The 23,973-nt window shown below is 67.9% G+C and carries 16 protein-coding genes; 7 read left to right on the top strand and 9 right to left on the bottom strand.

Annotated elements, in window-relative coordinates; genetic code table 11:
• Nucleotides 1-57: 57 nt before the first annotated feature.
• From JAO74_RS16825 to JAO74_RS16815, 3 genes are read right to left on the bottom strand one after another with little or no spacing between them, the layout of a single operon-like run.
• Nucleotides 58-1,524, bottom strand: coding sequence for an FGGY family carbohydrate kinase (locus tag JAO74_RS16825; protein ID WP_199040885.1), 1,467 nt, complete (start codon nucleotides 1,522-1,524; stop codon nucleotides 58-60).
• Nucleotides 1,524-2,471, bottom strand: coding sequence for a transketolase family protein (locus tag JAO74_RS16820; RefSeq protein WP_199040882.1), 948 nt, complete (start codon nucleotides 2,469-2,471; stop codon nucleotides 1,524-1,526). Before JAO74_RS16820 ends, JAO74_RS16825 begins: the two co-directional genes overlap by 1 nt.
• Complete coding sequence (locus JAO74_RS16815; RefSeq protein WP_233151128.1) at nucleotides 2,468-3,256, bottom strand: transketolase; 789 nt, start codon at nucleotides 3,254-3,256, stop codon at nucleotides 2,468-2,470. Before JAO74_RS16815 ends, JAO74_RS16820 begins: the two co-directional genes overlap by 4 nt.
• Before the next feature lie 338 nt (nucleotides 3,257-3,594).
• Between JAO74_RS16815 and JAO74_RS16810 the strand changes: the two genes are divergently transcribed.
• The 6 genes from JAO74_RS16810 to JAO74_RS16785 all read left to right on the top strand — a co-directional run bounded on the left by JAO74_RS16810 (nucleotide 3,595) and on the right by JAO74_RS16785 (nucleotide 11,953).
• Nucleotides 3,595-4,407: a DeoR/GlpR family DNA-binding transcription regulator gene (locus tag JAO74_RS16810; RefSeq protein WP_199040879.1), complete on the top strand. Its 813-nt coding sequence runs from the start codon at nucleotides 3,595-3,597 to the stop codon at nucleotides 4,405-4,407.
• A gap of 68 nt (nucleotides 4,408-4,475) precedes the next feature.
• Entirely contained in the window at nucleotides 4,476-5,456 is a 981-nt protein-coding gene (locus JAO74_RS16805) for a sugar phosphate isomerase/epimerase family protein (RefSeq protein WP_199040876.1), read from the top strand.
• Between the two features lie 30 nt (nucleotides 5,457-5,486).
• Entirely contained in the window at nucleotides 5,487-6,878 is a 1,392-nt protein-coding gene (locus JAO74_RS16800) for a glycoside hydrolase family 140 protein (protein WP_233151127.1), read from the top strand.
• On the top strand, nucleotides 6,875-10,009 hold the full coding sequence (locus tag JAO74_RS16795) for an alpha-L-rhamnosidase (RefSeq protein ID WP_199040870.1): 3,135 nt from the start codon (nucleotides 6,875-6,877) through the stop codon (nucleotides 10,007-10,009). The genes JAO74_RS16800 and JAO74_RS16795 overlap by 4 nt, the downstream gene beginning before the upstream one ends.
• Nucleotides 10,010-10,025: 16 nt before the next feature.
• The gene (locus JAO74_RS16790; protein WP_199040867.1) at nucleotides 10,026-10,694 is read left to right on the top strand and encodes an aspartate/glutamate racemase family protein; all 669 of its coding nucleotides are present in this window, start codon (nucleotides 10,026-10,028) and stop codon (nucleotides 10,692-10,694) included.
• Nucleotides 10,691-11,953, top strand: a complete 1,263-nt coding sequence (locus JAO74_RS16785; protein ID WP_199040864.1) for an MFS transporter — start codon at nucleotides 10,691-10,693, stop codon at nucleotides 11,951-11,953. Before JAO74_RS16790 ends, JAO74_RS16785 begins: the two co-directional genes overlap by 4 nt.
• An 18-nt stretch (nucleotides 11,954-11,971) precedes the next feature.
• Here the strand turns inward: JAO74_RS16785 and JAO74_RS16780 are convergent, their stop codons facing one another.
• Genes JAO74_RS16780 through JAO74_RS16770 form a run of 3 tightly spaced genes read right to left on the bottom strand, consistent with a single transcriptional unit; the run spans nucleotide 11,972 to nucleotide 16,313 of the window.
• Nucleotides 11,972-13,261 (bottom strand): four-carbon acid sugar kinase family protein, encoded by a 1,290-nt coding sequence (locus JAO74_RS16780; RefSeq protein WP_199040861.1) that lies wholly within the window; start codon nucleotides 13,259-13,261, stop codon nucleotides 11,972-11,974.
• Nucleotides 13,258-14,526 carry a ribulose-bisphosphate carboxylase large subunit family protein gene (locus tag JAO74_RS16775; protein WP_199040858.1) on the bottom strand — a complete coding sequence of 423 codons (1,269 nt, stop codon included), beginning with the start codon at nucleotides 14,524-14,526 and terminating at the stop codon, nucleotides 13,258-13,260. The genes JAO74_RS16780 and JAO74_RS16775 overlap by 4 nt, the downstream gene beginning before the upstream one ends.
• A complete protein-coding gene (locus JAO74_RS16770) occupies nucleotides 14,526-16,313 on the bottom strand; it encodes a beta-L-arabinofuranosidase domain-containing protein (RefSeq protein WP_199040855.1) in 1,788 nt (595 codons plus the stop codon). The genes JAO74_RS16775 and JAO74_RS16770 overlap by 1 nt, the downstream gene beginning before the upstream one ends.
• A gap of 145 nt (nucleotides 16,314-16,458) precedes the next feature.
• On the opposite strand from JAO74_RS16770, the gene dld reads away from it, so the two are divergent.
• Entirely contained in the window at nucleotides 16,459-18,234 is a 1,776-nt protein-coding gene (dld, locus tag JAO74_RS16765; protein ID WP_233151126.1) for a D-lactate dehydrogenase, read from the top strand.
• Here the strand turns inward: dld and JAO74_RS16760 are convergent.
• The 3 genes from JAO74_RS16760 to JAO74_RS16750 all read right to left on the bottom strand — a co-directional run bounded on the left by JAO74_RS16760 (nucleotide 18,191) and on the right by JAO74_RS16750 (nucleotide 23,898).
• Entirely contained in the window at nucleotides 18,191-18,916 is a 726-nt protein-coding gene (locus tag JAO74_RS16760) for a FadR/GntR family transcriptional regulator (protein ID WP_332908838.1), read from the bottom strand. The genes dld and JAO74_RS16760 overlap by 44 nt on opposite strands.
• Nucleotides 18,917-19,009: 93 nt before the next feature.
• Nucleotides 19,010-19,840: a GDSL-type esterase/lipase family protein gene (locus JAO74_RS16755; protein WP_199040849.1), complete on the bottom strand. Its 831-nt coding sequence runs from the start codon at nucleotides 19,838-19,840 to the stop codon at nucleotides 19,010-19,012.
• Nucleotides 19,837-23,898 (bottom strand): glycosyl hydrolase, encoded by a 4,062-nt coding sequence (locus tag JAO74_RS16750; protein WP_332908837.1) that lies wholly within the window; start codon nucleotides 23,896-23,898, stop codon nucleotides 19,837-19,839. Before JAO74_RS16750 ends, JAO74_RS16755 begins: the two co-directional genes overlap by 4 nt.
• Nucleotides 23,899-23,973: the final 75 nt, after the last annotated feature.

Genomic DNA, 23,973 nt, shown 5'->3' with positions numbered 1-23,973 from the left:
CTCTCAGACTCCCCTATCGTTTTTTGTGATTGGACGGTGTTTGGAACGGGCTCCCGGTTACGGCCAAACGGTGCGGGCGACGGCCTGTCGCCATGCCTGCCGGATGGCTGTGCGACGGTCCTCCGGCAGCGTCGGGGCGAAACGGTCGGGCGGTGACGCGGCCGTCCATTCGGGCATCCCCAATGCATCCGCTGCCATCCGGGCGGCTCCCAGCGCGCTCGCTTCGGCGATATGCGGGCGAAGCACGAGCCGGTCGGTCAAATCGGCGAGGCACCAAACCAGCAGATCGCTGCGCGATGCCCCGCCATCGACGGACAGCGCGGCGAACCGGAGCGACAGGTCTGCTTCCATCGCCGCCAGTACGTCGCCGATCTGGAGCGCGATCGCCTCAATCGTCGCGCGCGCGATATGCGCGGGCGTCGTCGCCAGCGTCATGCCCGTGATCGTGCCCCGCGCCGCCGCCGCCCAATGCGGTGCGCCCAACCCGGCCAGCGCTGGCACGAACACCACGCCTTCGCTGCCGTCGACGCTTTCCGCCAGCCGGGTCAACGTGCTTTCGTCCGCCAGCCCGAGCAGCGAGGTCGCGAAGGCGGCGGCATGGCCGGAGACGGTGATGTTCCCCTCCAGTGCATGATGCACCGTGCCGCCCCGGCTCCACGCGATCGTACTCGACAGGCCATGGGTCGAATGCACGCGGCTGTCGGTGGCGGTCATCAGCGAGCTACCGGTGCCGATCGTCGCCTTCACCCGCCCTGGCCCGGTGATGCTGTGCGCGAACAGCGCGGCATGGCTGTCCCCCATCATCGCATGGATCGGCGTACCCGGCGGCAAGGCAGTAGCACCCGCAGCCGTAGTGCCGAAACACGCGTCGGACGACATCACCTGCGGCAGGATCGTCAGCGGCACGTCGAACAGCGCGGCCAGTTCCGCATCCCATGTGCCGGTGTCGAGGTTCAGCAGCTGCGTGCGCGACGCATTGCCGTGATCGGTGGCATGAACGGCACCGCCGGTCAGGTTCCACAGCAGCCAGCTGTCGACGGTACCAGCCCGCAGTTCACCGCATTGGGCGCGGCGCTGGCCATCGGGAACCTCATCGAGCAGCCATGCCAGCTTGCCGGCCGAAAACATCGGGTTGAGGGCAAGGCCGCTCCGCACCGCGATCGCCTCACCATGCCCCGCCGCCGCCAGCGTTTCGCAGCGATCGGCCGAGCGGGCGCATTGCCAGGTGATGGCCGGCGCCACCGCGCGGCCGGTGGCGGCGTCCCACAGGACGATCGTTTCACGTTGATTGGCGATGGCGATGGCGCTCACCACCGCCTGCGGGGCCGCCGTGACCAGATCGTCGATCAGCGCGGCCACCGCCTCCCATATCTCGGCCGCCGACTGTTCCGCCCAGCCCGGTCGCGGATGATGCACGCGCATCGGCTTCGACCGGTTGGACAGGATGGTGCCATCCGCGCGGATCAGCACCGCCTTGCTGTTGGTCGTACCCTGATCGACCGACAGGATGACCGGTTCGCGCATCAGCGGGTTCTGAGCAGATCGTGCGCCGCCTGCACGATGCCATCGGCGGACAGTCCCGTCCGCTCCATCAGCCATGCCGCCGAGCCGGTCGGCGCAAACCCGGGAAAGCCCAGCATCCGCATCCGCACCGGCGCATGTTCCGCACAATATTCCGCGATCGCCCCGCCAAGGCCGCCCTTGGCCAGCCCCTCCTCCGCCGTCACGATCGCCCCCGTCGCGGCGGCGGCGGCGATCGCATCGGTATCGATCGGCGAAACCGTCGCCATGTTGACCACGCGCGCCTCGATCCCGGCGTCCGCCAGCCGCGCCGCCGCGGCCAGGCCGTGGTGGACCAGCGTGCCGTTGACGACGATCGCGATGTCGCCGCCCTCGCGCAGCACCTCCGCCTTGCCGATCGTGAAGATCGCGGCGGATCGCGCCAGTTCGGGCACCGGCATCCGGCTGATCCGCACGAACACCGGCCCGTCATGCGCCGCCGCCGCCCGGATCGCCGCCGCCGTCTGCCATGGATCGGCGGGCACGATCACGACCAGCCCGTCGATCGCGCGCAACCAGGCGACATCCTCGATACTGTGATGGGTGGCGCCCAGTTCGCCGTACGCGACCCCGCTGGAAATGCCGCAGAGCTTCACGTTCGCGCGGCTATAGGCGCAATCGACCTTGATCTGCTCCATCGCCCGCGCGGTCAGGAAGCAGGACGCGCCGCTGACGAACGGCACCTTGCCGCCATTGGCCAGCCCGGCGCCGACGCCGATCATGTTCTGTTCGGCGATGCCGACATTGACCAGCCGGTCGGGGAACCGGTCCCGGAACTTGCCGAGTTTCGACGATCCGATCGAATCGTTGACCACCGCGACGATCCGGTCGTCGGCGACGGCCAATTCTTCCACCGTGCGGACATAGGCATCTCGGCAGTCGAAGAGGCCCGCGGGCGCGGCGGGGATCATCGGGTGATCTCCATCTCAAGTTCTCTCAGCGCCAGATCATATTGATCGCGGCTGGGCACGCCGTGGTGCCACGATGCCTGATGCTGCATGTAGCTGACACCCTGTCCCTTCACCGTGGTGGCGATGATGCACCGTGGCTTGTTGCGCGGCAGGACCGCATCGTCGAACGCGGCAAGCAGCGCGGCATGATCGTGGCCATCCACCCCGACCACTTCCCAGCCGAACGCACGCCATTTGTCGCCCAGCGGCTCCAGCGTGTTGGTATCCTCGGTCAGCGCCCCCTGTTGCAGCCCATTGCGATCGACGATGACGGTCAGGTTGCTTAAGGCCCGATGCCCGGCGAACATCGCCGCCTCCCACATGCTGCCCTCCTGCAATTCGCCGTCGCCGGTCAGAACGAACACGCGGTAGTCCGCCCGGTCGATCTGCCCCGCCACCGCGATGCCGACGCCGACCGGAAAGCCATGGCCCAGCGGCCCGGTGTTGGTTTCCACTCCCGGCAGATAGGTGCGGTTCGGATGCCCGTTCAGCCGCGAACCCGGCTTCAGATAGGTGTCCAGCTCCGCTTCCGGAAAGAAGCCGGCCGCCGCCAGCGCGGTGTACAGCGCGCCGGTGCAATGCCCCTTGCTCATGACGAAGCGATCGCGATCCGGAGCATCCGGGTTCGCCGCATCGATTCGCAAAACATCGAAATACAGGGAAGCGATGATGTCCGTTGCGGAAAGGTCGCCGCCGGGGTGCCCCTGACCGGCGTCGACGATCATCCCCAGCAACCGGCGCCGCATCCATCTCGCCTGGCCCGCGACATGGCTTACCCGCGCGCCAAACCCGTCGGGTCGAACGCCCTCACCAGACCGCATGGCAGCATCAGACTCCCCCATCGACATCCTCTCCTTCATCGCATCAATGCGATGAGGCCATCCGTTTCGCAAGATGTTTCTTTCGTTTGCTTTCGGTTTATAAAAAATTCCGAGAGCAATTGACATATAACGAAGCCATCTTCATCGTTCGGGCAACGTGTTCGCCGATGTCGGCAACCGGCTGGAGAGGAGGAAAGGACGTGGGAGCTGACGGCAACGTTCATCGCTTGCTTTCGACTCCCTTCCCGATCGATAGCGTGCGCATGGCAAACTCCCGATCAACCCCGACTTCCACCACGGCGACCCGCTCGCGGGCGCTGGCGGAAACCCGCCGCAGCAAGATGCTCGACTGGCTTCGCGAGGAAGGCAGCGCGCGCGTCCGCGATCTCGCGGAGGCGTTTTCGGTGTCCGAGGTCACGGTTCGTCAGGATCTGGAGAAGCTCGAAGCCGAGGGACACATCGTCCGCGAATATGGCGGCGCCTATCTGAAGTCGGTGCGGCAACAGGTCCGCGCCATGGCGCTCCAGCATCTGGAGAACATGGACGCGAAGCGCCGGATCGGCCGCGCCGCGGCTGCCCTCGTCAACGATGGCGAGACGATCATTCTCGATTCTGGTTCGACCACGACCGAGGTCGCGGCGAACATCCTCGGCCACCGCGACATGACGGTCATCACCAACGCGCTGAACATCGCACTGGCGCTGGGTGCCGAACCGGGGTTCGACGTCCACATGACCGGGGGCCATTTCAAGGCGCCCACCCTGTCGCTGAGCGGCGAACGATCGGCGGACTATTTCCAGGGACTGTTTGTGCAGAAGCTGTTTCTCGCAACTGCGGCGATCAGTCTGGAAGCCGGCCTCACCTACCCTGCCCTGTCGGACATCGCGGTGAAACGCGCGATGATCGTAGCGGCGGAAAAGGTGATCCTGGTCGCCGATTCCAGCAAGATCGGCGCACGATCCTTCACGGCATTGGGCGGACTCGATCTGATCCATGTGCTCATCACCGACACCGGCATCGCCGAGGCCGATCGCCGCGCGATCGCGGCGGCGGGCGTGGAGGTGATCGTCGCCTGACATCCGGGATCGCAGGCCCCCCGCCCGCATCCCGCCAGCAATCACAAGAACGGGACGAGGACGGGATCATGAGCACGCAACGCTACGGCGCCGGAATCTGGCACTTCGCCACCTATGTCGATCGCTATGCCACCGATGGCTACGGACCACCCCGGTCGCTGGTGGAGATGATCGATCTGGCCGGGCAGGTCGACGACCTGAGCGTCGTCGACATCAACTATCCCTTCGTCGATCCGAACCTGTCGCTCGATACGGTCGGCGCGGCGCTGAAGCGCAACAACCTGTCGGTGATCGGCATCACGCCCGAAATCTACACCCGCCAGTTCGCACGCGGCGCCTTCACCAACCCCGACGCCGGCATCCGTCGCCTCGCCAACGAGATGGTCAACGACGCCGCCAAGGTGGTCCGTCATTTCGGCGCCAGCTACGTCAAGCTGTGGCCGGGACAGGATGGCTGGGATTATCCGTTCCAGGTCGATCACGGCAAGCTGTGGCGGATGAGCATGGACGGCGTCGGCGAACTGGCCGACCAGAATCCCGACCTGAGGTTCGTCATCGAATACAAGCCCCGCGAACCGCGCGCGCATATGAGCTACGACAGCGTGGCGCGGACGCTGCTGGGGATCGAGAAGATCGGGCTGCCCAATATCGGCATCCTGCTCGATTTCGGCCACTCTCTCTACGGCGGCGAATCCCCGGCCGATGCCGCGCAGCTGGCGATCGATCACGGCCGCCTGTTCGGGATGGACGTGAACGACAATTTCCGCGGCTGGGACGACGACCTGATCGCCGGTTCGGTCCATCCGATCGAATTGTTCGAATTCTTCTACACGCTGCGCAAGAATAAGTGGGAAGGCGTGTGGCAGCTCGATCAGTTCCCCTTCCGCGAGGACAGCGTCGCCGCCGCCAATTCCGCGATCGGGTTCCTGAAGGTGATCGAACGCGCGCTGGACAAGCTGGATTTCGATGCGATGCAGGCCGCGCAGGATCGGCAGGACGCGGTCGCCGCGCTCGATCTGGCGCGCCGGGCGCTGTTCAGTTCCTATTGATCGCCCGCCATGCCGCTGATGCTTCAACGAATGGCAGCCGCCGTCGCCGCCGGGCTGCTCGCCGTCGCCACAGGAACGCAGGCGGCGGCGCCCGTACCACCACGACTGACGGTCGCGCCCGGCGGCCATTATCTGCTGGCGGGCGGCAAACCGTTCTTCTGGATGGGGGACACCGGCTGGCTGCTCCTGAGCCGCCTCGATCGCGCCGAGACCGAACGCTATCTCGCCATGCGCGAGCGGCAGGGGTTCAACGTGGTGCAGGTGATGATCCTGCATACCCCGCAGATGACGACCGTGGCCGGCGTGCCGGCGCTGGAGGGTGACGATCCAGCCCGACCCCATGTCACGCCGGGTGCCGATCCCGCCAGGCCGCAGCAATATGATTTCTGGGATCATCTCGACTGGGTGGTGGGGCGGGCGGCCGCGCACGGCATCCATGTCGCGCTGGTGCCCGCCTGGGGGTCGCTGGCCGATGGCGGCGAGTTGAACGAGCGCAACGCCGAAGGCTATGGCCGCTTCCTCGCACGCCGGTATCGGCACCATGCCAACATCGTCTGGCTGAACGGCGGCGATACCCATGCCGACGCGCATACCCGAATGTGGGATCTGCTCGGCACCGCGATCAAGCGCGACGATCCCGACCATCTGATGACCTTCCACCCGATCGGTCGCACCGATTCCGCGTGGCAGTTCCACGACGCGCCCTGGCTCGACTTCAACATGATCCAGTCCGGCCACCGCTCCTATGCGCAGGAGGGGCCGAACGCGCGGGGCGAGGACAACTGGCATTACATCGCCGAGGACTGGCGACGGCGACCGGCCAAGCCGGTGATCGACGGCGAACCTTCCTACGAAAATATTCCCCACGGCCTGCACGGTGCGGACGCGCCGCGCTGGACCGCCGCCGACGTCCGCCGCTACGCATGGTGGGCGGTGATGGCCGGGGCGTTCGGTCACACCTATGGCGAGAACAACGTCATGCAGATGCTGCGGCCCGGCCGCGACAAGCCCAGCTTTGCGGCGGACCGGCGGTGGAGCGAGATGCTGGCGGCACCGGGCGCCGGCCAGATGCGCCGTCTGCGTACGTTGATCGAAAGCCGGCCGATGCTGGAGCGAGTGCCGGACCAATCGCTGATCCTGGACAACGGCGTCCGCTATGACCGGATTCTCGCCAGCCGGGGGGCGGGGTACGCCTTCGCCTACAGCTATACCGGCCGGCCTTTTTCGATGCGGTTGGGGACGATCGCCGGCGCCAGCGTGACGGCAAGCTGGTATTCGCCGCGCGACGGCCGTTCGGTCGCCATCGGCACCATCGCCAACAGCGGCAGCCATCGTTTCCAGCCGCCCGGCACGCCGTCGCCCGGCAACGACTGGGTGCTGGTGCTGGACGACGCCACGCGATCGCGAGGATCGGCGCTTTGACATTGCAGGTTCTCGATCTCCGCGCAGAGAACACCGTCGAGCTGCTTGGCACCGAGGTGGCGCATCCCGCCTTGTCGTGGCGGATCGAGGCTGCCGAACGCGGCGTGCGGCAGGCCCGCTACCGCATCCGCGCCGCCGAATCGCCCGATCGCCTTGCCAGCGCCGAGAGCCTGTCATGGGACAGCGGCATCGTCGAATCAGATGCGACGTTCGATATCCGCTATGGCGGGCCGGCTCTCACCTCGATGGAGCGGGTGTGGTGGCTGGTCGAGGTGACGGACGATACCGGTCGCACCGTGAGCTCGCTGCCATCGTGGTTCGAGGCCGGACTGATGTCGCCGGGCGACTGGCGGGGTGACTGGATCGAGGCGGAGGACGATCCGGCCGCAAGCGATCGCAAGGCCGGTCTGCAATGGATCTGGAGCGGCCGGCCGCTCGACGAGCGGCTGCATGCCTTTCGTCTGGATTTCCATGCGCCCGGCGATCTGAACCGGGCGGAGATCCTGCTGGCCGGCAAGGACCATCTGCGCGGCATATGGATCAACGGCGTTCCCGCCGCCCTGCCCTGGTCGTTCGGTTATGACAGCGATCTGCCCTTCTGGGGATCGCTCTGCCCGTTCGAGGGCGATGTCCGCGCCGGCCACAACAGCATCTGTGCGCTGGTGCAGGCCGATACGACGGGCTTCTTTCCCGTCGACGGCGGTGCCTTCGCCGCGCTGATCCGTCTTCACCGCGCCGGTGGCCGGATCGATCGCATCGTCAGCGGTCCGCGCTGGCGTGTCCGGCCGGAACCGCCCGCTTATTGGACGGAGGCAACGTTCGACACGCTGGGGTGGCAGCAGGCCGTCGTCAGCCGCGCCAACGTCCACAATGATCCGCGTCCCGCCGAACCGGTCATGCAATTGCGCACCGGCTTCCGCGCCACGCGTCCGGTCGTCTCCGCGCGCCTCTATGCGACCGCGCTGGGGGCCTATGAGGCGAGCATCAACGGTCGCCCGGTCGGGCAGGCGATCCTCGCGCCGGAAATGAGCGTCGCGACCGACCACCTGCTCTATCAGGTCCACGATGTGACCGACCTGATCGCCGAGGGCGACAACGTGCTGGGGTTGCTCGTCGGCGACGGCTGGTACGCCAGTCCGTTCGGATGGCGGATCGAGCGTTACGGCTTCGGCCCGGCACCACGCCGCGTCCGCGCGCAATTGCGGATCGACTATGCCGATGGCGAGACGCAGTGGGTGACGACGGGGCCGGACTGGCGGACCCATCGCTCGCCGATCCTGATGTCCGAAATCTACGACGGCGAGACGATCGACGCGCGGCTGGCGACGCCCGGCTGGGACCGCCCCGGCTTTGACGCGAGCGGGTGGCAGCGCGCGCCGGTGGGTCGGACACCCCCCGCCCGGCTGGTCGCCCAGACATCGCCCGCGATCGAGCGCATGGGCGTCATGCCCGCAGCCCTAGTGACCGAGCCGTTGCCCGGCCGCCATGTATTCGATTTCGGCCAGAACTTCTCCGGCTGGATCAGGCTGGCGGCGACCGGCCCCGCCGGCACCACCATCACTGCCCGGTTCGCCGAACTGCTGCATCCCGACGGCACGGTCGACATGGCCAATCTGCGTCTCGCCCGCGCCACCGACACCATCGTTCTGGCGGGCACCGGCGAGGAGGAGACGTTCGAGCCGCATTTTACCTATCACGGGTTCCGCTATGTCGAGATCGCCGGCTATCCCGGCATCCCGACAGCGGACGACGTGCAGGGCATCGTCGTCCACAGCGCCTGCCGCGAAACCGGGTCGATGACCTTCGCCGACGCGCCCCTGCTCCAGACGATCTGGCGCAACGCGTTGTGGAGCCAACGTTCCAACTTCTTCGCGGTGCCGACCGATTGCCCACAGCGCGACGAGCGGATGGGCTGGATGGGCGACATCCAGGTCTTCCTCGACGCCGCCGCGTTCAACATGGAGGTGGGACCGTTCATCCGACGCTTCCTGCTGGAGGCGCGTGCCGCGCAGCGGCCGGACGGCGCCTATCCGATCGTCGTGCCCCAGCCGCTGTCCTTTCCCGACGTGGTCACGGCGGGGTGGAGCGAGGCGGGCATCATCCTGCCGTGGCAGATCTGGCAGCGTTATGGCGACACCGGCATCATCGACGAAAACTGGGCGGCGATGGAGGCATGGATGGCCTATGTCGCCCGCCACAATCCCGACCATGTCTGGCGGGAGGATCGCGGCCTGGACCTCGGCGACTGGCTGTCGGTCGACGCGATCAAGCCGGATGACGAGACGACGCCCCGCGTCCTGTGTGCCACCGCCTATTGGGCGTGGAGCGCCGATCTGATGGCGCAGATGGCGGATGCCACCGGCCGGGCCGACGACGCCGTGCGCTATCGCACGTTGCGCGCCGCGATCGGCGACGCCTTCGCCGCCGAGTTCATCGCGGAGGACGGCACCGCCGGCAATGGCAGCCAGACCTGCCAAGTGCTGGCACTCCACATGAATCTGGTGCCGGACGATCGCCGCGCCGCCGCCACCCACATCCTCGCCGCCGATATCCGCCAGCGCGGCATGACGCTGTCGACGGGGTTCCTCGGCACCCCCTATCTGCTCGACGTGCTGGCGGAGGCGGGATGCTTGAAGGCGGTTTCGGCGCTGCTGCTCCAGACCGGCTATCCGGGCTGGGGTTACATGCCCGCCACCGGCGCCACGACGATGTGGGAACGGTGGAACGGCGATATCGGCGACGTCGCGATGAACAGCTACAACCATTATGCCTTCGGTGCGGTGGTCGGCTTCTTCTATCGCCGGCTGGCCGGGATCGCGCCGGGCGCGCCGGGGTTCCTGCGCATCGCCGCGCGGCCGCTGTGGCTGCCGGCAGTCGGGCGGGTGACGGCGCGGTACGATTCCTGCGTCGGCACCATTGCCACCGCGACCGAGGGCGACGGGGCGGGGCTGACCGCCTTCACGATCACCGTGCCCGCCAACAGCATCGCCGATGTCGAACTGCCGGCGCGTGGCGGATGGCGTGAGGGCACCTGCGCCATCGCCGATCATCCCGACATCCGTCGCCTCGACCTGTCCGGCGACCACGTCCGGTTCGAGATCGGCGCCGGTACCTATCGTTTCACGCTCTGACTTCAGGAAACCGACCATGCAGACGCTTGCCCTGCTTCACACCTCGCCCACGCTCAGCCCGATGTTCAACGAGCTGACCGCCCGCATCCTGCCGGGCGTGCGGGTGCTGCACTTCGTCGACGAAAGCCTCATCAAGAACACGATCGCCGCCGGCCGGCTGGAAAAGCCGACGATGCGGCGGCTGATCGATCTGATTGGATCGACCTTCGATGCGGGAGCCGACGCCACGCTGGTTACCTGCTCATCGATCGGCCCGGCGGTCGACATGGCGGCGCAGCTGCACGACCGGCCGGTCCTGCGCGTCGATCGCCCGATGGCGGAGCAGGCGCTGGTGACCGGATCGCGGATCGGCGTGCTCGCCACCCTGTCCACGACGTTGAAGCCCACCGCCGACCTCGTCCGCACCGTCGCCGCCGAACGCGGCACCCCGGTCGAGATCGCCGAGCATCTGTGCGAAGGCGCGTTCGAGGCGGTGATGGCAGGCGACGCCGCCACCCACGACCGGATCGTCGGCGAGGGGCTGATGCGCGCCATGCAGGGCGTCGATGCGATCGTGCTGGCGCAGGCGTCGATGGCGCGGGTGCTGACGACGCTGCCGGCGGACGCGGTGACCGTGCCGGTCTTCTCCAGCCCCGAACTGGGCGTGACCCGCGCGCGCGACGTGCTGGCCAGCCTGCCGCGATGAGGAAGCGCCATGGCGTGATCGCGCTGCTCGCCGCGCTGTCGATCATCACCTTCATCGACCGGATGGCGATCGCGGTCACCGGCCCCGCCATCCAGCGCGATCTGGGCATCACGCCCGACCAATGGGGTTGGGTGCTGGGTGCCTATGTCATCGCCTATGCGGTGTTCGAGATACCGTCGGGCGCGCTGGGCGATGCGCATGGCTATCGCAAGGAACTGACCCGGATCACGATCTGGTGGTCGTTCTTCACCGCCGCGACCGCCTTGTGCCGCAATTTCTGGCAATTGACGGCGGCTCGGTTCCTGTTCGGGCTGGGTGCGGCGGGTGCCTATCCCAACATGTCCGGCGTCCTCTACCGGTGGCTGCCGGCGCGTGAGCGGGCGCGCGGGCAAGGCGTGATCTGGGCCGCGAGCCGGTTCGGCGGCGCGCTGGCGCCGTTGCTGCTGGTGCCGCTGCAGGCGACCCTGGGCTGGCGTGCGACCTTCGCGATCCTCGGCCTGATCGGCCTGACCTGGGCGATCGCGTGGCGGAGCCGGTTTCACGACCGCCCCGCCGATCACCCCGGCATCGGCGCGGACGAGGTGGCCGATATCGGCGGCGACGAGGCGGGGGGCCATGCCGGCACACCGTGGCGACGATTGCTCGGCCTGCCGCAACTATGGCTGATCGCGCTGGCCTATTGCTTCTACGCGTTCGGCAGCTGGTTCTTCTTCAACTGGTTTCCGACCTGGCTGGTAAAGGGGGCCGGTTTCTCCGTCGCGGAGATGGGGCTGTACGGATCGATTCCCTTCCTGCTCGGCGTGGTCGCCAATCTGGCGGGCGGCGTATTGTGCGACCGGCTGGCGGCGCGGATCGGCATCCGCAACGCGTACCGCCTGATCGCGAGCAGCTGCCTGACGATCACCGCCGTGCTGCTGGTGATGCTGAGCCTGGCGAGCGGCAAGCTGGCCATCGTCGTACTGGCAGGCGCGGCGTTCGCGGTGATGGACCTGATGCTGCCCGCCGCCTGGGCGATGTGCATGGCGATCGGCGGACGCTATGGCGGCACCGCCAGCGGAGTGATGAACACCGCCGGCAATCTGGGTGGGTTCGTCTGCACCGTCGCGATTGGCTACATCATCGCAGGCACGGGCGACTACAGCCTGCCGTTGCAGGGTGTGGCGCTGATGGTGCTGATTTCGGCCGGGCTGTTCGGGGTGATCGACTGCACCAAGGGGCTGGACCACAAGCCCGCGCCGGGCGGAATACAGCCGGTCTGACCGGCCGGCACCCCCGCCCTATACGGCCGGGATGCCGCCGCGCCGGACGGTCTCGAAGAAATCGTCGGCACCTATCTGGCCGCCCTTCAGCACCAGTTCGATGCCGTCGATCGCCGGATCGGCGGCATGGGCACGCACCAGCGGCGCGCCGCGTTCGATCGGGGCGGCCCAGCTCAGCGCATCAGCGCCCAGTTGCGCGACGCCGTGGCTGGACGTGTCGCCGCCAACGAACAGAATGCGGCGCAGACCGGTGCGACGGACCACATCGCGCGCTATCCGGCCCAGCGCCATGCCCAGCCGGTCGCCGGCCGCGGCGGCGTCCGGGCCGAGTGGCCCCTCGGCGGTGTGGATCACCGCCCTGCCCCCCTCCGCCAGCGCCGACAGCGCGGCCTCCGTCAGCCGCTCCTCCTCCGCCGTCGATCCCGCCAGCAAGGCGGGCACATCCGCGCGGCTGCCTGCAAAGCCATCGATGAGGCTGCGTTCGTACTGGCGCGCGGTCACCGGCGAACAGCTGCCGCTGACGACCAGCAGGCGATCGACCGCCGTCGTCGCGGCGGTCGCCGGTGCGTCATCGACTGATCCGTTCGCCTGCCACGCCATCACCAGCGCGCGGGTGACGCCCGAACTGCCAACCGCGAAGCGCACCCCCTCCGCCAGCATGATCCGGCCGGTGGCGGCGAGGTCGCCGGGGGCGATGCCGTCGAACAGCACCGCGTCTGTGCCGGTGCACGCGGCAGCATAGGCGGTCGCCGCCCCCCCCGCCTGAATACGATCGATCGGCACCAGCCCGATGCGCAGATCGGTCTGCGCTGCCAGATGACGGATCAGGTCGGCCTCGCGCATCGGCGTGACCGGATGGTGCGCCATGGTCGGATGGCGGTCGATACGATGGACGGTTGCGCCGGCCGCCGCGAACAGATTGCCGAATGCGACGTAGCGACGCAGATGCGGCGCGCCGACCACGATCGCGGCGGGACCGTCGAACTGCCGCAGCCCGATCTCCAGCGCCCGGCCGATCGATCCGGTGTGGGGGCTGCTGTCGAAGGTGGAGCAGGTCTTGTAATGCACGACCGCGCCGTCCGCCAAGGCGGCGTAGATGGCGGGCAAATGCGCCTCCATCCAGCCCGGCGGACGGCTGCGGCTGTCGCCTGCAATACCGATCGCGCGCGCATCGGCAAATCGCGCGCGCAAGGCATCGTCGGGCGGGCGCAGGAACAGGACCGCCGGCACCCCGCCCTCGGCCAATTGCTCCAACACGTCGGTCGAGCCGGTGAAATCGTCGCCGTAGAAGGCGTAGAGCAGGCTCACCCGCCGAACGCCGCCAGCGCCGCCTCCAGTTCGGGCGCGGCGCGGGCGGCCTCGTCCACCGGCACGCCGGCGACCGCCGCATCCCATGCCTGCCGCAGCGCGCGGACCCCGGCGGCCGGGCCGGCGGGATGCGCCATGATGCCGCCGCCGGCCGCGAACATGCAGTCGACCGACCCCAGCGCGGCAAAGGTCGGCGCCGCCTGCCGCGCCGACTGGCCGGACGAGAAGACGGGCACGATCTCGCACCCCGGGTGCGGGGGGTCGAACATCGGCGTCAGACATTCCCGTGCAGAGGCGATGACGCTGTCGTTCGGCTCGCAGAACTTGTTGTCGATGCCGTTGACATGGGTGTGGTCGATCCCCGCCAGCCGCCACAATTTCTGGTACGCGATGAAGCTCATGCCGATCGCAGGCGAGCGGCCCAGCATCCCCCAGCCATTGCGATGGCCGTGGATCGGCAATTGCGAATGGGCGCGCAGCATCTTCATCGCCGGCAGACCGATCGAATTCATGCTGGCCATGATGCAGGTGCCGCCTTCCGCCACGACATGGTCGTGGCGCGCCAGCATCTCGTCGATGTCGCCGGTCAGGTTGGCGGCGTACATCACCAGCTTGCCGGTGCGCTCCGCATGATCGCGGATCACGCGCATCACCGCGGAGATGCGGGCGTCAAACGGGCAATGCGGGCCGTCCGATTGCAGTTCGTCGTCCTTGATGAAATCGACGCCCGCGCCGACCAGCACACGCACCTGTTCGGCGGTCGCCTCCGGCGACAGGCCCACGCTGGGTTTGATGATCGTGCCGATGATCGGGCGGTCATGGACACCGGCCAGCCGGCGGGTGCCGGCGACGCCGAACTGCGGCCCCTGATACCGGTCTAGGAACACCGGCGGCAGCACCAGATCGGTCAGCTTCAGCCCGGAAAACGCCTTCAGCTCCGACAGATTGCCGGCAACCGTGGCCAGCAGGTTGGGCAGCGAGGGGCCGATATTGGCGACCGGCCACGACAGCGTGACCGCCGCCACGCGCCGGCGACCGTCGCCGCCCTTCGGCAAGCCCGAACCGGGCAGCGACGGGGTCGCGACCTCGCCCAGTTCGACCAGTTCCTCGACGCGGGCGGCATGAGCCTCGCGCAGTTCGTCGGTCTCGCCGGGCACGCGGACGAAAGTGCCGGTCGATTGCTCCCCCGCCATCGTCGTCGCCGCCTGTTCCAGCGGATAGGCGGTCTCGATCGTGTAGCGGGCGAGGATGCGGGGTACGGTCATCAGACGGTCTTGAAATAGGTGTTGTAGCGTTCGGTCTCGACGTCGAAATACGGGACGAACACCAGATTGCGACCGTCGACATCGGTGCGCAGCACCTGTGGATTGCCGGGCATCGGTTTGAGCGCAGCGGGCAGCGCGAGCGCGTGGTCCTCGATCCCGTCCCACGGGTTCAGGCCGACATACATCACCGGCCCGCGCATCACCGCCGCGAGGTTCGGGTTGCGATCGTCGATCGGCACCGTGCGCGGCGCCTGCGGCAGGATCAGGTCGACGGTGTCGCCCGCCTTCCACGTCCGCTGGAGAACCGCATGGGTGCCAGGCGCCGCCGGCTGGGTGCGACCATTGACCGCGACGGTCGCGCCCGCCGCCCAGGCGGGGATGCGCAGCTTCATCGCGAAGCGGCCGTTGCCCGGCTGCCGCACGGTCAGCCGCACGCTGTCCGCCGCTGGATAGTCGGTCGTCTGAACGACCTTCACCGCGCCGCCGGGGCGATCCCAGTCGACCTCGGAGGGGGTGTACATGTTCACGACCAGCGCATCGTCATCGTGGAAATACAGGTTCAGCACGTAATCGGCGACACCCTGCACCAGCGTGCCCGAGCAGCACGGCCATTTCTGATGGTAATATTTCTTGTCCGCATCGGCGGCATAGCTGGAATAATAGGGATAATTGCCGTCGCTGTCGGGCAGCCGCGTCGCCAGCATCGTGTTGTACAGCGTGCGTTCCAGCCCGTCGCCATAGACCGGCCGGCCGGTGAAGCGCGTCAGGTAGCGCGCCAGCTTCATGTCGGCGAAACTGCCGCACGGCGTTTCGAAATGCGCGGTCGACGTCTTCAGGCTCTTGGCCAGATTGCCCTGATGCAGCGCGACGAACTGTTCCTCCGGCCCCCAGCCGCCGCTGGCGAAGCGCTGCGACTCCATGAAGGTCCACGCATTCTCCAGCGCCTTGCGGTACTTCGCATCGCCGAGGTTGAGATAGGCCTGCGCGCCCGAACTCAGCGCGATCGTGTGGCTGTAGGCGTGCTTGGCGGGCAGCACGTCCTGCCCCGCCGCCAGCGGATCGAACCATTCGCGGTCGAGCAGATACTTGACCGCCATCTGCCGGTAGCGATCATCGCCGGTGATCTGCGCGACGTGGAACAGGTTTTCCGGGAGTACGTAGGTTTCGTCATAGGGCGGCTCGGTCTTGCCGATCCGGTCGCGCGAGACGGGGGAGATATAGGGCATGCACTTGTCGATCACGATCGGCAGCAGCGTCTTGGCCTGTTCCACGCCGCTCAACTGATAGGCGTCGATCAGCCCGACGACATATTTGTCCATCGTATAGGCTGCCCACTGCTCCTGCGCCTTGGGGCCGGCATAGGGGTTCTTCGATCGCACCATCGCCTTGCCGAACCCGTCGACCAACGCCGCTACCTTGGCATGGACCATGGCGTCGCCAGTGGTGGCACCGATGCGGGCGAGGCCGGAGACATATTGTCCGAACGTCAGCCCCGGCACGAACCCGTCCTTGTCGTACCAGCCACCCATGTCGGGTCCCGGGGCCGGCAGTCCGGCATTCTGGCGGAAGACCTTGAGCACGCGGTCGTTGTCCAGCGCCAGATAATGCGCCTGGATATGATCGTAATGTTCCTTGATCCGGCCGCCGGTCAGCCGGACCTTGCGATAGGCGAACTCGCGCAGCACCTCGCGCCCGCGGGCGGCCGGGCCGGCGGCCTCCGCCGCCCATGCCAGCGACCCCGATCCGATCGCGGCACCCGCCGCCCCGCAGATGCTGCAACCGATCACGGCGCGTCTCGAAACTGCGTTAGTGGCCCGGCCCTGCATCATCTCGTCCTCATCCACTGCATGATCGCCTCTTGCCGACGACCTTATTCATATCATAATACTTTTGCAGCTTGGATGACAAGCGCATCGTCGATCGGATTTCAGTTTGCGCCGTTTCCTGCCCTTCCGCACCAGCCGCCGTGCCTCAGCCGATGGCGACCTGATCGCACGGCTGGAAGCGGTGGTCGGCCGGCGGCACGTGCTGCGCGATGAGGGCGGCATCCGGCCCTACGCCCGTGGCATCCGCTTCGGCGGCGGCCCCTGCGTCGCGGTGGTGCGACCGGGATCGCTGGTAGAGCAATGGCGCGTGGTGCATGCCTGCGTCGATCACGACGCGATCATCATCATGCAGGCGGCCAATACCGGGCTGACGGGCGGATCGACCCCGTTCGGGGAGGATTACGACCGCCCGGTCGTGATCGTCAACGCGCTGCGCCTGAACGGCAATCACGTGATCCATCAGGGGCGGCAGGTGATCTGCCTGCCCGGATCGACGCTGTACGATCTGGAACGGCTGCTGGCGCCGTTCGGACGCGAGCCCCATTCGGTGATCGGATCGTCGTGCATCGGCGCGTCGGTGATCGGCGGACTCTGCAACAATTCCGGCGGCTCGCTGATCCGGCGAGGGCCTGCGTTCACCGAACTGGCGATCTTCGCGCGCATCGATGCCGCGGGGCGGCTGATCCTCGTCAATCACCTCGGCGTCAGGCTGGGCAACGACCCGGAGACGATCCTGCGCCGGCTGGAACAGGGCGATTTCACCGATGCCGATGTCGAGGATGCAGGCAATCGGCGTGCCTCCGACGGCGCCTATGAAACGCATGTCCGCCAGGTCGACGAGGCAACGCCCGCCCGCTTCAATGCCGATCCGTCACGCCTGTTCGAGGCATCGGGCAGCGCCGGCCGCGTCGTCGTGTTCGCGGTGCGCCTCGACACCTTCGTGCGGGAAGAGGAGACGCGGGTCTTCTATGTCGGCACCAACGACCCCGCCGACCTGACGCGGCTGCGTCGACGGATACTGGCCGACGGGGCGACCCTGCCGATCAGCGGCGAATATATGCACCGCGAGGCGTTCGACATCACCGCCACCTATGGCCGCGACACCTATGTCGCGATCGGCCGGCTCGGCACCGACCGGTTGCCCGCGCTGTACCGGTGGAAGGCGCGCGTCGACCATCTCGCGTCACTGCTCCGCATCCTGCCCGACCATCCCACCGACCGCGCGATGCAATGGCTGTCGCGGTTCGCGGGCCAGCATCTGCCGGCGCGGATGCTCGACTATCGCGACCGGTTCGAACATCACCTGATGCTGAAGACTGCCGGCGCCGGCATCGCCGAGATGCGCGACCTGCTGGCCCGCGAATGTCCCCCCGCCACCGCCGGCTTCTTCGAATGTGACTCGGCGGAGAGCGAGGCGGCGTTCCGCCATCGCTTCGTGGCGGCGGGCGCAGCCAACCGCTACCGCGCGGTCCACGGCGATGCGGTGGAGGATATCGTCGCACTCGACCTCGCCCTGCCCCGCAACGAACGCGACTGGCAGGAGGAACTACCCGCCGATCTGGACGCGCGGATCGTCCACAAGCTCCATTACGGCCATTTCCTCTGCCACGTCTTCCACGCCGACTATATCGTCCGGCGCGGCGAGGATGCGGGCGCGATCAAGGAGGAACTGTGCGCGTTGCTCGACGCGCGCGGGGCAGAATATCCAGCCGAACACAATGTCGGCCATCTGTACAAGGCCAAGCCGGTGCTGGCCGATTTCTACCGGTCGCTCGATCCCGTCAACGCGTTCAACCCCGGCATCGGCGGGACGACGAAACGGAAATGGTGGGCGGCCGCTAATCCCGGTCGGACAGGTCCCGCCAGTGCGCCAGCCCCTTGATGACGGAGAGCATCGCGGCGGCGGCATCCTCTTCCGATCGCGCCTCGATCGCGTCGACGATGCGTTCGTGGCTCGACACGTTCAGTTCGTGCAGCGCCATGTCGTGGATCGGCGAACTCATCGTGAACGACGCGACCAGCGCAGTTTCGATGACCGCGGACATGGAGCGGAGCAGTACGTTGCCCGACGCCCGGGCGATCGCCTGATGGAAGGCAAGGTCCGCCTCAGCGAACTGGCGGCGGGAACCGGTGGCGCTCCGCATCAGGTCGATCGCCGCGCGCATCTCGGCCAGATCGCCGTCATCGCGATGGCGGGCGGCAAGCGCGGCGGCGCGTGATTCCAGCGCCAGCCGGATCTCCGTCAGGTCGCCATGGAACTGCTGGTCCATGCCCTGCGCGGTCTTCCACGACAGCACGTCGGCATCGAACATGTTCCATTGCTCGGGCGGGGTCACGACGGTGCCCGTCCGCGCCCGTGCCGCCACCAGCCCCTTGGCTGCCAGCGTCTTGATCGCCTCGCGCAGCACCGTCCGCGATACGCCGAATTGCGCCAGCAACTCAGTTTCGTGGGAAAGCCGCTGTCCGGGACGATAGGTGCCGGCCATGATGTCGATCCCGATCGTGCGGGCGACATGGCCATGCGCGGACATCGGACCGTTGTCGAACCGGGAAAAGGAACTCACATTGTTCATCGGCGACCCTCGGCCGCCTCCCTACCGCAATGCCGGGCCGATGCCAGCGCATTCGCGCAGGCACCAAGGTAGCGTGCGGATCGTTCAGCGCGGCGCCCGGCTCGCCAATGCCTGGCGGACAGCGGCTTGGGCCAGCGGGGTCATGATCGTGAAGCCCGACCGGTTGGGATGGAGACCGTCGTTCGACAGCCCGTCCCTGATCCCCAGTTCTGCGTCCGCAAGCGCCGCATGGTAATCGACGAAGATCAGATCGTTGCGGGCGGCATAGTCCCGCAGCCAGCGGTTGAGCCAGGCGATATGCGGCCCCGGCTTCAGTTCGGGCGATCCCTGGAAGCGGGACGACGGCGTGACCGATCCCAGCACCACGGCGATGCCCCGCGCGCGGGCCAGTTCCACCATTGATTCGATGTTCGACCGGGTGAGCGCGGTGCCGGGCGGCCGCGCGATATCGTTGATGCCGCCCATGATATGGACGACCGCCGGATGCAGATCGAGCACGTCCATACGAAACCGCGCGAGCATCTGCGTCGTCGTCTGCCCGGATACGCCCCGATCGAGCGTGTCGCCCGTGAACAGTGCGGGGATCGCCGGCGCCCATGTCTCGGTGATCGAATCGCCGATGAACACCACGCGACCGGGGCCGGCGGGCGGCAGCGCGCGGTTCGCGTCCCGGTAGCGGCACAGGCCGTCCGGATCGATCGTCGACCACCGCATGAATGCCGCGCGATCCGCTGCGCCGGCCGGCGGCATCGGGGCGATATGCGGCTGGTCGTCGACCACCAGCGCGGTCCGTGCTGCGCTGACCACGGGCATCGGCGGACACGCCATGTCCGCGACGGTGCGGGGCGAGCCCTGCGCCGCCGCGATCCCCGGCAGCATCGATCCGATCGCGACGACGATGGCGGCGATCCTCATCGCACCGTCACTTCCTGCGCGGCGATCAGCCGCACCGGGCCGAGCAGCCCTGAATCGAGCAGCGGCTCGTCGGCGCGGTAGAAGGTCCAAGGGGTGAAGGTGACACGCCCGCCCGGCGGTTTTGCCCTGCCCGCACGATACCAGTCGGGTAGTGCGGTGATCTTGCGCGCGGGGATCGCCGTCCGCGCGCCCTTCGCGTCGAAGCGCTCCCCGACCGGCCATTCGGCATCGACGAACTGCCCCTCCTCGGGCAGCGCGGCATCCGCGATCATGCGGTTGGCCCACAGATTGGTCACCGCCAGTTCGATGCTGTTCGCGCCGGCATGGACGACATCGGTGATGTCGGCACGGTAGGGTTCCTTCCACACCACGCCCAGATCGCGGCCGTTGACCTTCACGCCGGACAGTACCTCGACCCGGCCGAGATCGAGATAGAGCCGCCGCCCGCTGCCGATCAGCGATGCCGGCACGTCGATGCTGCGCCGGTAGGTCGCGGTGCCCGAGAAATGCCGCACGCCCGCGTCCGGATGCCGGCTGAGCGACGACAGCCCCGCCAGCGTGACGCGCGCGGGTGCGCCCCGCCCCGGCTGGAAATCCACCGTCCACGCGCCATCGATCGTCAGCGGCGTCGGCACCGCAGCGGTGAAGGATCGCCCGCCGCTAAGTGCATATCGTCCGCTCTCCCAGGCAAGCGCGGTCAGGCCGCCGCCCGCCGTCCGCGTCAGTTCGACCGGCGTCGTGGCGACGATCGGCGCGGGCGGCCCCGCGGCGGCGGTGCGCGCGATCTGGACCGCGGACAGCGCGCGCGCGATCGTCTGCATCGGCGTCGCGTTCCCCTCGAAGAAATAGGTCACGCCGTTGGCCGATGGCGGATCGCCGCCGCCGGCAAAGACGGTGCGGCCGCTCCGCTTGCCCGTCCGCACCAGCCGGCCGTTCAGATAGAGGCTGGGCGTGCCGCGATCATAGACCAGCGCGACATGCGTCCACCCCGATACCGGCGCATGGCTGACCAGCACCGCCGGCACGCTGTCAGGGGACACGCGCTCGATCACGAACGCGCCGTTGCGCCCCAGTGCCAGCCCCGCCACCGCAGTGCCATCGCCGTGCATGTCGCGGCCCGACCGCGCCGGGACCAGATAGTTCTTGCCCGTCTCGTTGATGCGTCCCGCCACCGTTTCGTCCGGCATCAGGCGAAGGTCGATATCGGGCTTGGCCCAGCCCATGATCGTGAAACTGTCCGATGGCGCCGCCACTCTGGCGGGGGCGGCGGGGGCGGCTTCGGTGATGCGGACGCCGTCGCGTGCCACCCACTCCACGCCGTCCTTCGTCTGTGCCGCGGGATCGAGCATCACGAAGGTCGACCCTGCCGGCCCCAGATCAAACGTCGTCACTGTGTCACGCGCGGTGGAGCGGAACAGCGCGGGATCGCGGATCGTGCCGGTTTCCGCATCCCACAGCGCAGGCGCGGCATCGCCGACGCGGAACGTGCAGGTCACGGTTTCGGGGCGACGCTGGCGGTTGGCGACGAAATACAGGTCGCGAACACCGATCCGGCGGTGCAGCCACGCGACCTGACCATCCGCCGATCCGGTGCGACATTGCGCATCGGGGGCCACCTTCATCTGCGACAGCGCCGCCGCGATGTCGCCCCTGGCGAAGACGCGACCGCGGCCGACGGTGCGATCCGCTCGGTCATCGGCGGGCCACAGCGCCGTTACCGCCGCCCTGAACGCCGTGTCCCCTTCCGCCTTGCCGGCGAGCGTCATCGGATGGACCGGTGCCGCCCCGATGATGGTGGCACCGGCGCGGACCAGCTGATGCAGGCGCGTGGCCAGTTGCGGCGTCATCCCCTCCAGCCTGTCGGACAGCACCAGCACGCGGTAGCCAGCACCGTTCGGCAGCATGATACGCCCGTCCTTCACCGTGGCGCGGGTCAGCAGCACCTCTGCATTCACCAGATCATAGTGATAGCCCGCGGGCACCACCGGGGTGAATGCATGACCGATCAGCGGATTGGTGTCGGGCGACACGTCGGGGCGGACATATTCCGCCTGATTGGGACTCTGCTCGCCGACGAAATACAGGATGTCGGCGACGTAATGGCCCTGACGCAGCAGATACTGGCTGCGCGCGAGGTAATCCATCCATGGCCGCGCCTGCGCGAACCAGGTGTTGGAGCGTTCCAGATTGATGCCCCACGGACCCATCGCCATACCGGGCAACGCCAGCGGATTGGGCTGATGCGCGTAGCGATGGAAGAAGCCCTGGTTGAACCCCTGCGCGAACATCTGGTCGCCCAGCGCCTTCATCGCATAGGGATAATCCTGCCAGCGGCTGGTCTCCGCCTCGCCGGTGAACGCCTCGGCGGCGACGACGTTCTTGCCGTAGACATGCGCGGCGGACGCGACCATCTTTACCGTGCGGTTGTCGGTCCACGGCGTGCGCGACCAGAATTCGGTCATGGGCACATCGGCACGACCGCTGACCTGCACATTGTCGAACGCGCCTGGGCCATAGCCCTCGACGTGCAGACGCAACCCGGCAGCGCGCGCGCGTTCCTGCATCCGGCCATAATAATTGTCGGCCATCAGATCGGCGAGCGTGCGGCGGAAATCGAACAGGAAGCGGTTGGAGGTATCGGCATCGCCGACGATCCGGCCGGTCAGCGCGGGCAGGTAGCGGACCGGGTCGTAGCCGTTGCGCCGTGCAAAATCGGCAGGCAACGTCGCGGTCCAGTTCTGCAGGCCGGCTTCGAAACTGTCGATCTCCAGCATGTCGAACGCCTTGCCGGCCTGCGCGCCGGCGGCGGCAACCAGTCGGCCGACCGTGCTGTCGAACTGATGGTCGACCGCGGTGCGGCTGAACTTGTCGACCTCCAGCCCGCGCCCCGAATCCGATGCGGCGACGTTCAGCTTGCCGGTCGGCGTGTGGCCGAAGCGCAGGATCGTCCATCGTCCGGCGGGCGGGGTCCAGTTCACCCGGCCGGTGGCATCGACCCTGGCCGTGATATTGACGATCCGCGTCGGATCGATCGCATATTGTTGAAGCGGCCCGGTCGCGGGCCGGTCGATCGCGCCGCGGGTGGTGTCGAACTCACCCTTCAACGTCCAGTGATCGATCCGCGGCGTTACGTGGAACAGCGCCTCGGTCAGCGTGGTGCGGGTATTGGGGGTGATGCGGAAATGCGTCGCGGTGGTCGCGGGGAAGTTGAACGATCCGGGCGTCTCGATCCCCCGTTCGCCCCCCACCGTCACCTTGCCGATCACGCGCCAGCGGACGCCGTCGTCGGATGCCTCGACCGTCGCGGAGAAGGCGGGCGCCTCGGGGCCGGCGTACAGCGTCACCGCCTGCGCCACGAACGGGCGCGTCATCGTCACGACCAGTGGCATCGTCGGCGCGATCGTGACGCCGGTGTGGAGATCGCGGTCGACCATCCCGGCGACCGCGACGGGCCGGTCGGTCCGCATCGATGCGATCAGGCCGCGATAAGCGCTGTCGTCACCGAGCGACGCGGGGAACGCGAGTACGGCGGCGTCGCGGTAGTACCCGTTCTTGGTATAGGGCTGCGGCAACGTCACCGCCACTGGCGCGCCGCCCGCCACCGTCGTCTCGGTCCAGACGATCTGCTGCATCGCCTGCGCCGGCGCGATCCACGGGCCGCCCGACGACGACCAGCCCGGCGCGTTGTGCAGCCCCGCCTTCAGCCCCAGCGCCCCGGCCCGGTCCATCATGTGCGTCATCAGGCCGAGCCATTCTTTGCCCAGATAGTCGACCGGTCCCTTGGGCACGTCGCTGCTGCCGTCGAACATCATGACGCCGCCCAGACCGACATCGCGGATCGCCTGAAGATCGGCATCGATCCCGGCGGCGGTGACGTTGCCGTTCATCCAGAAATACAACGCCTGCGGCCGCACTTCGACGGGGGGATCGCGGAAGGTAGCGGGATCGGGACCTTCGTCGGCAGCGGGTGGCGTGGCCGTCCGGTCCTGCGCCGCAACACCGGCGACGGCCAGCACGCCCATGGCGCAGCCGGCCGTCCACAGCGTGAACTTTCTCACATCGTCTCTCCACCGATGATAGCCGCACCGCCCGCCCACGGCAGGCGGCAGGCGACAGGGAGCGGGCGCATGCGC

The sequence above is a fragment of the Sphingomonas mollis genome (genome assembly GCF_016427505.1).
Classification (GTDB): domain Bacteria; phylum Pseudomonadota; class Alphaproteobacteria; order Sphingomonadales; family Sphingomonadaceae; genus Sphingomonas; species Sphingomonas mollis.
Note: the sequence above shows the minus strand (reverse complement) of the source record. Positions and strands in the feature narration are given on the sequence as shown.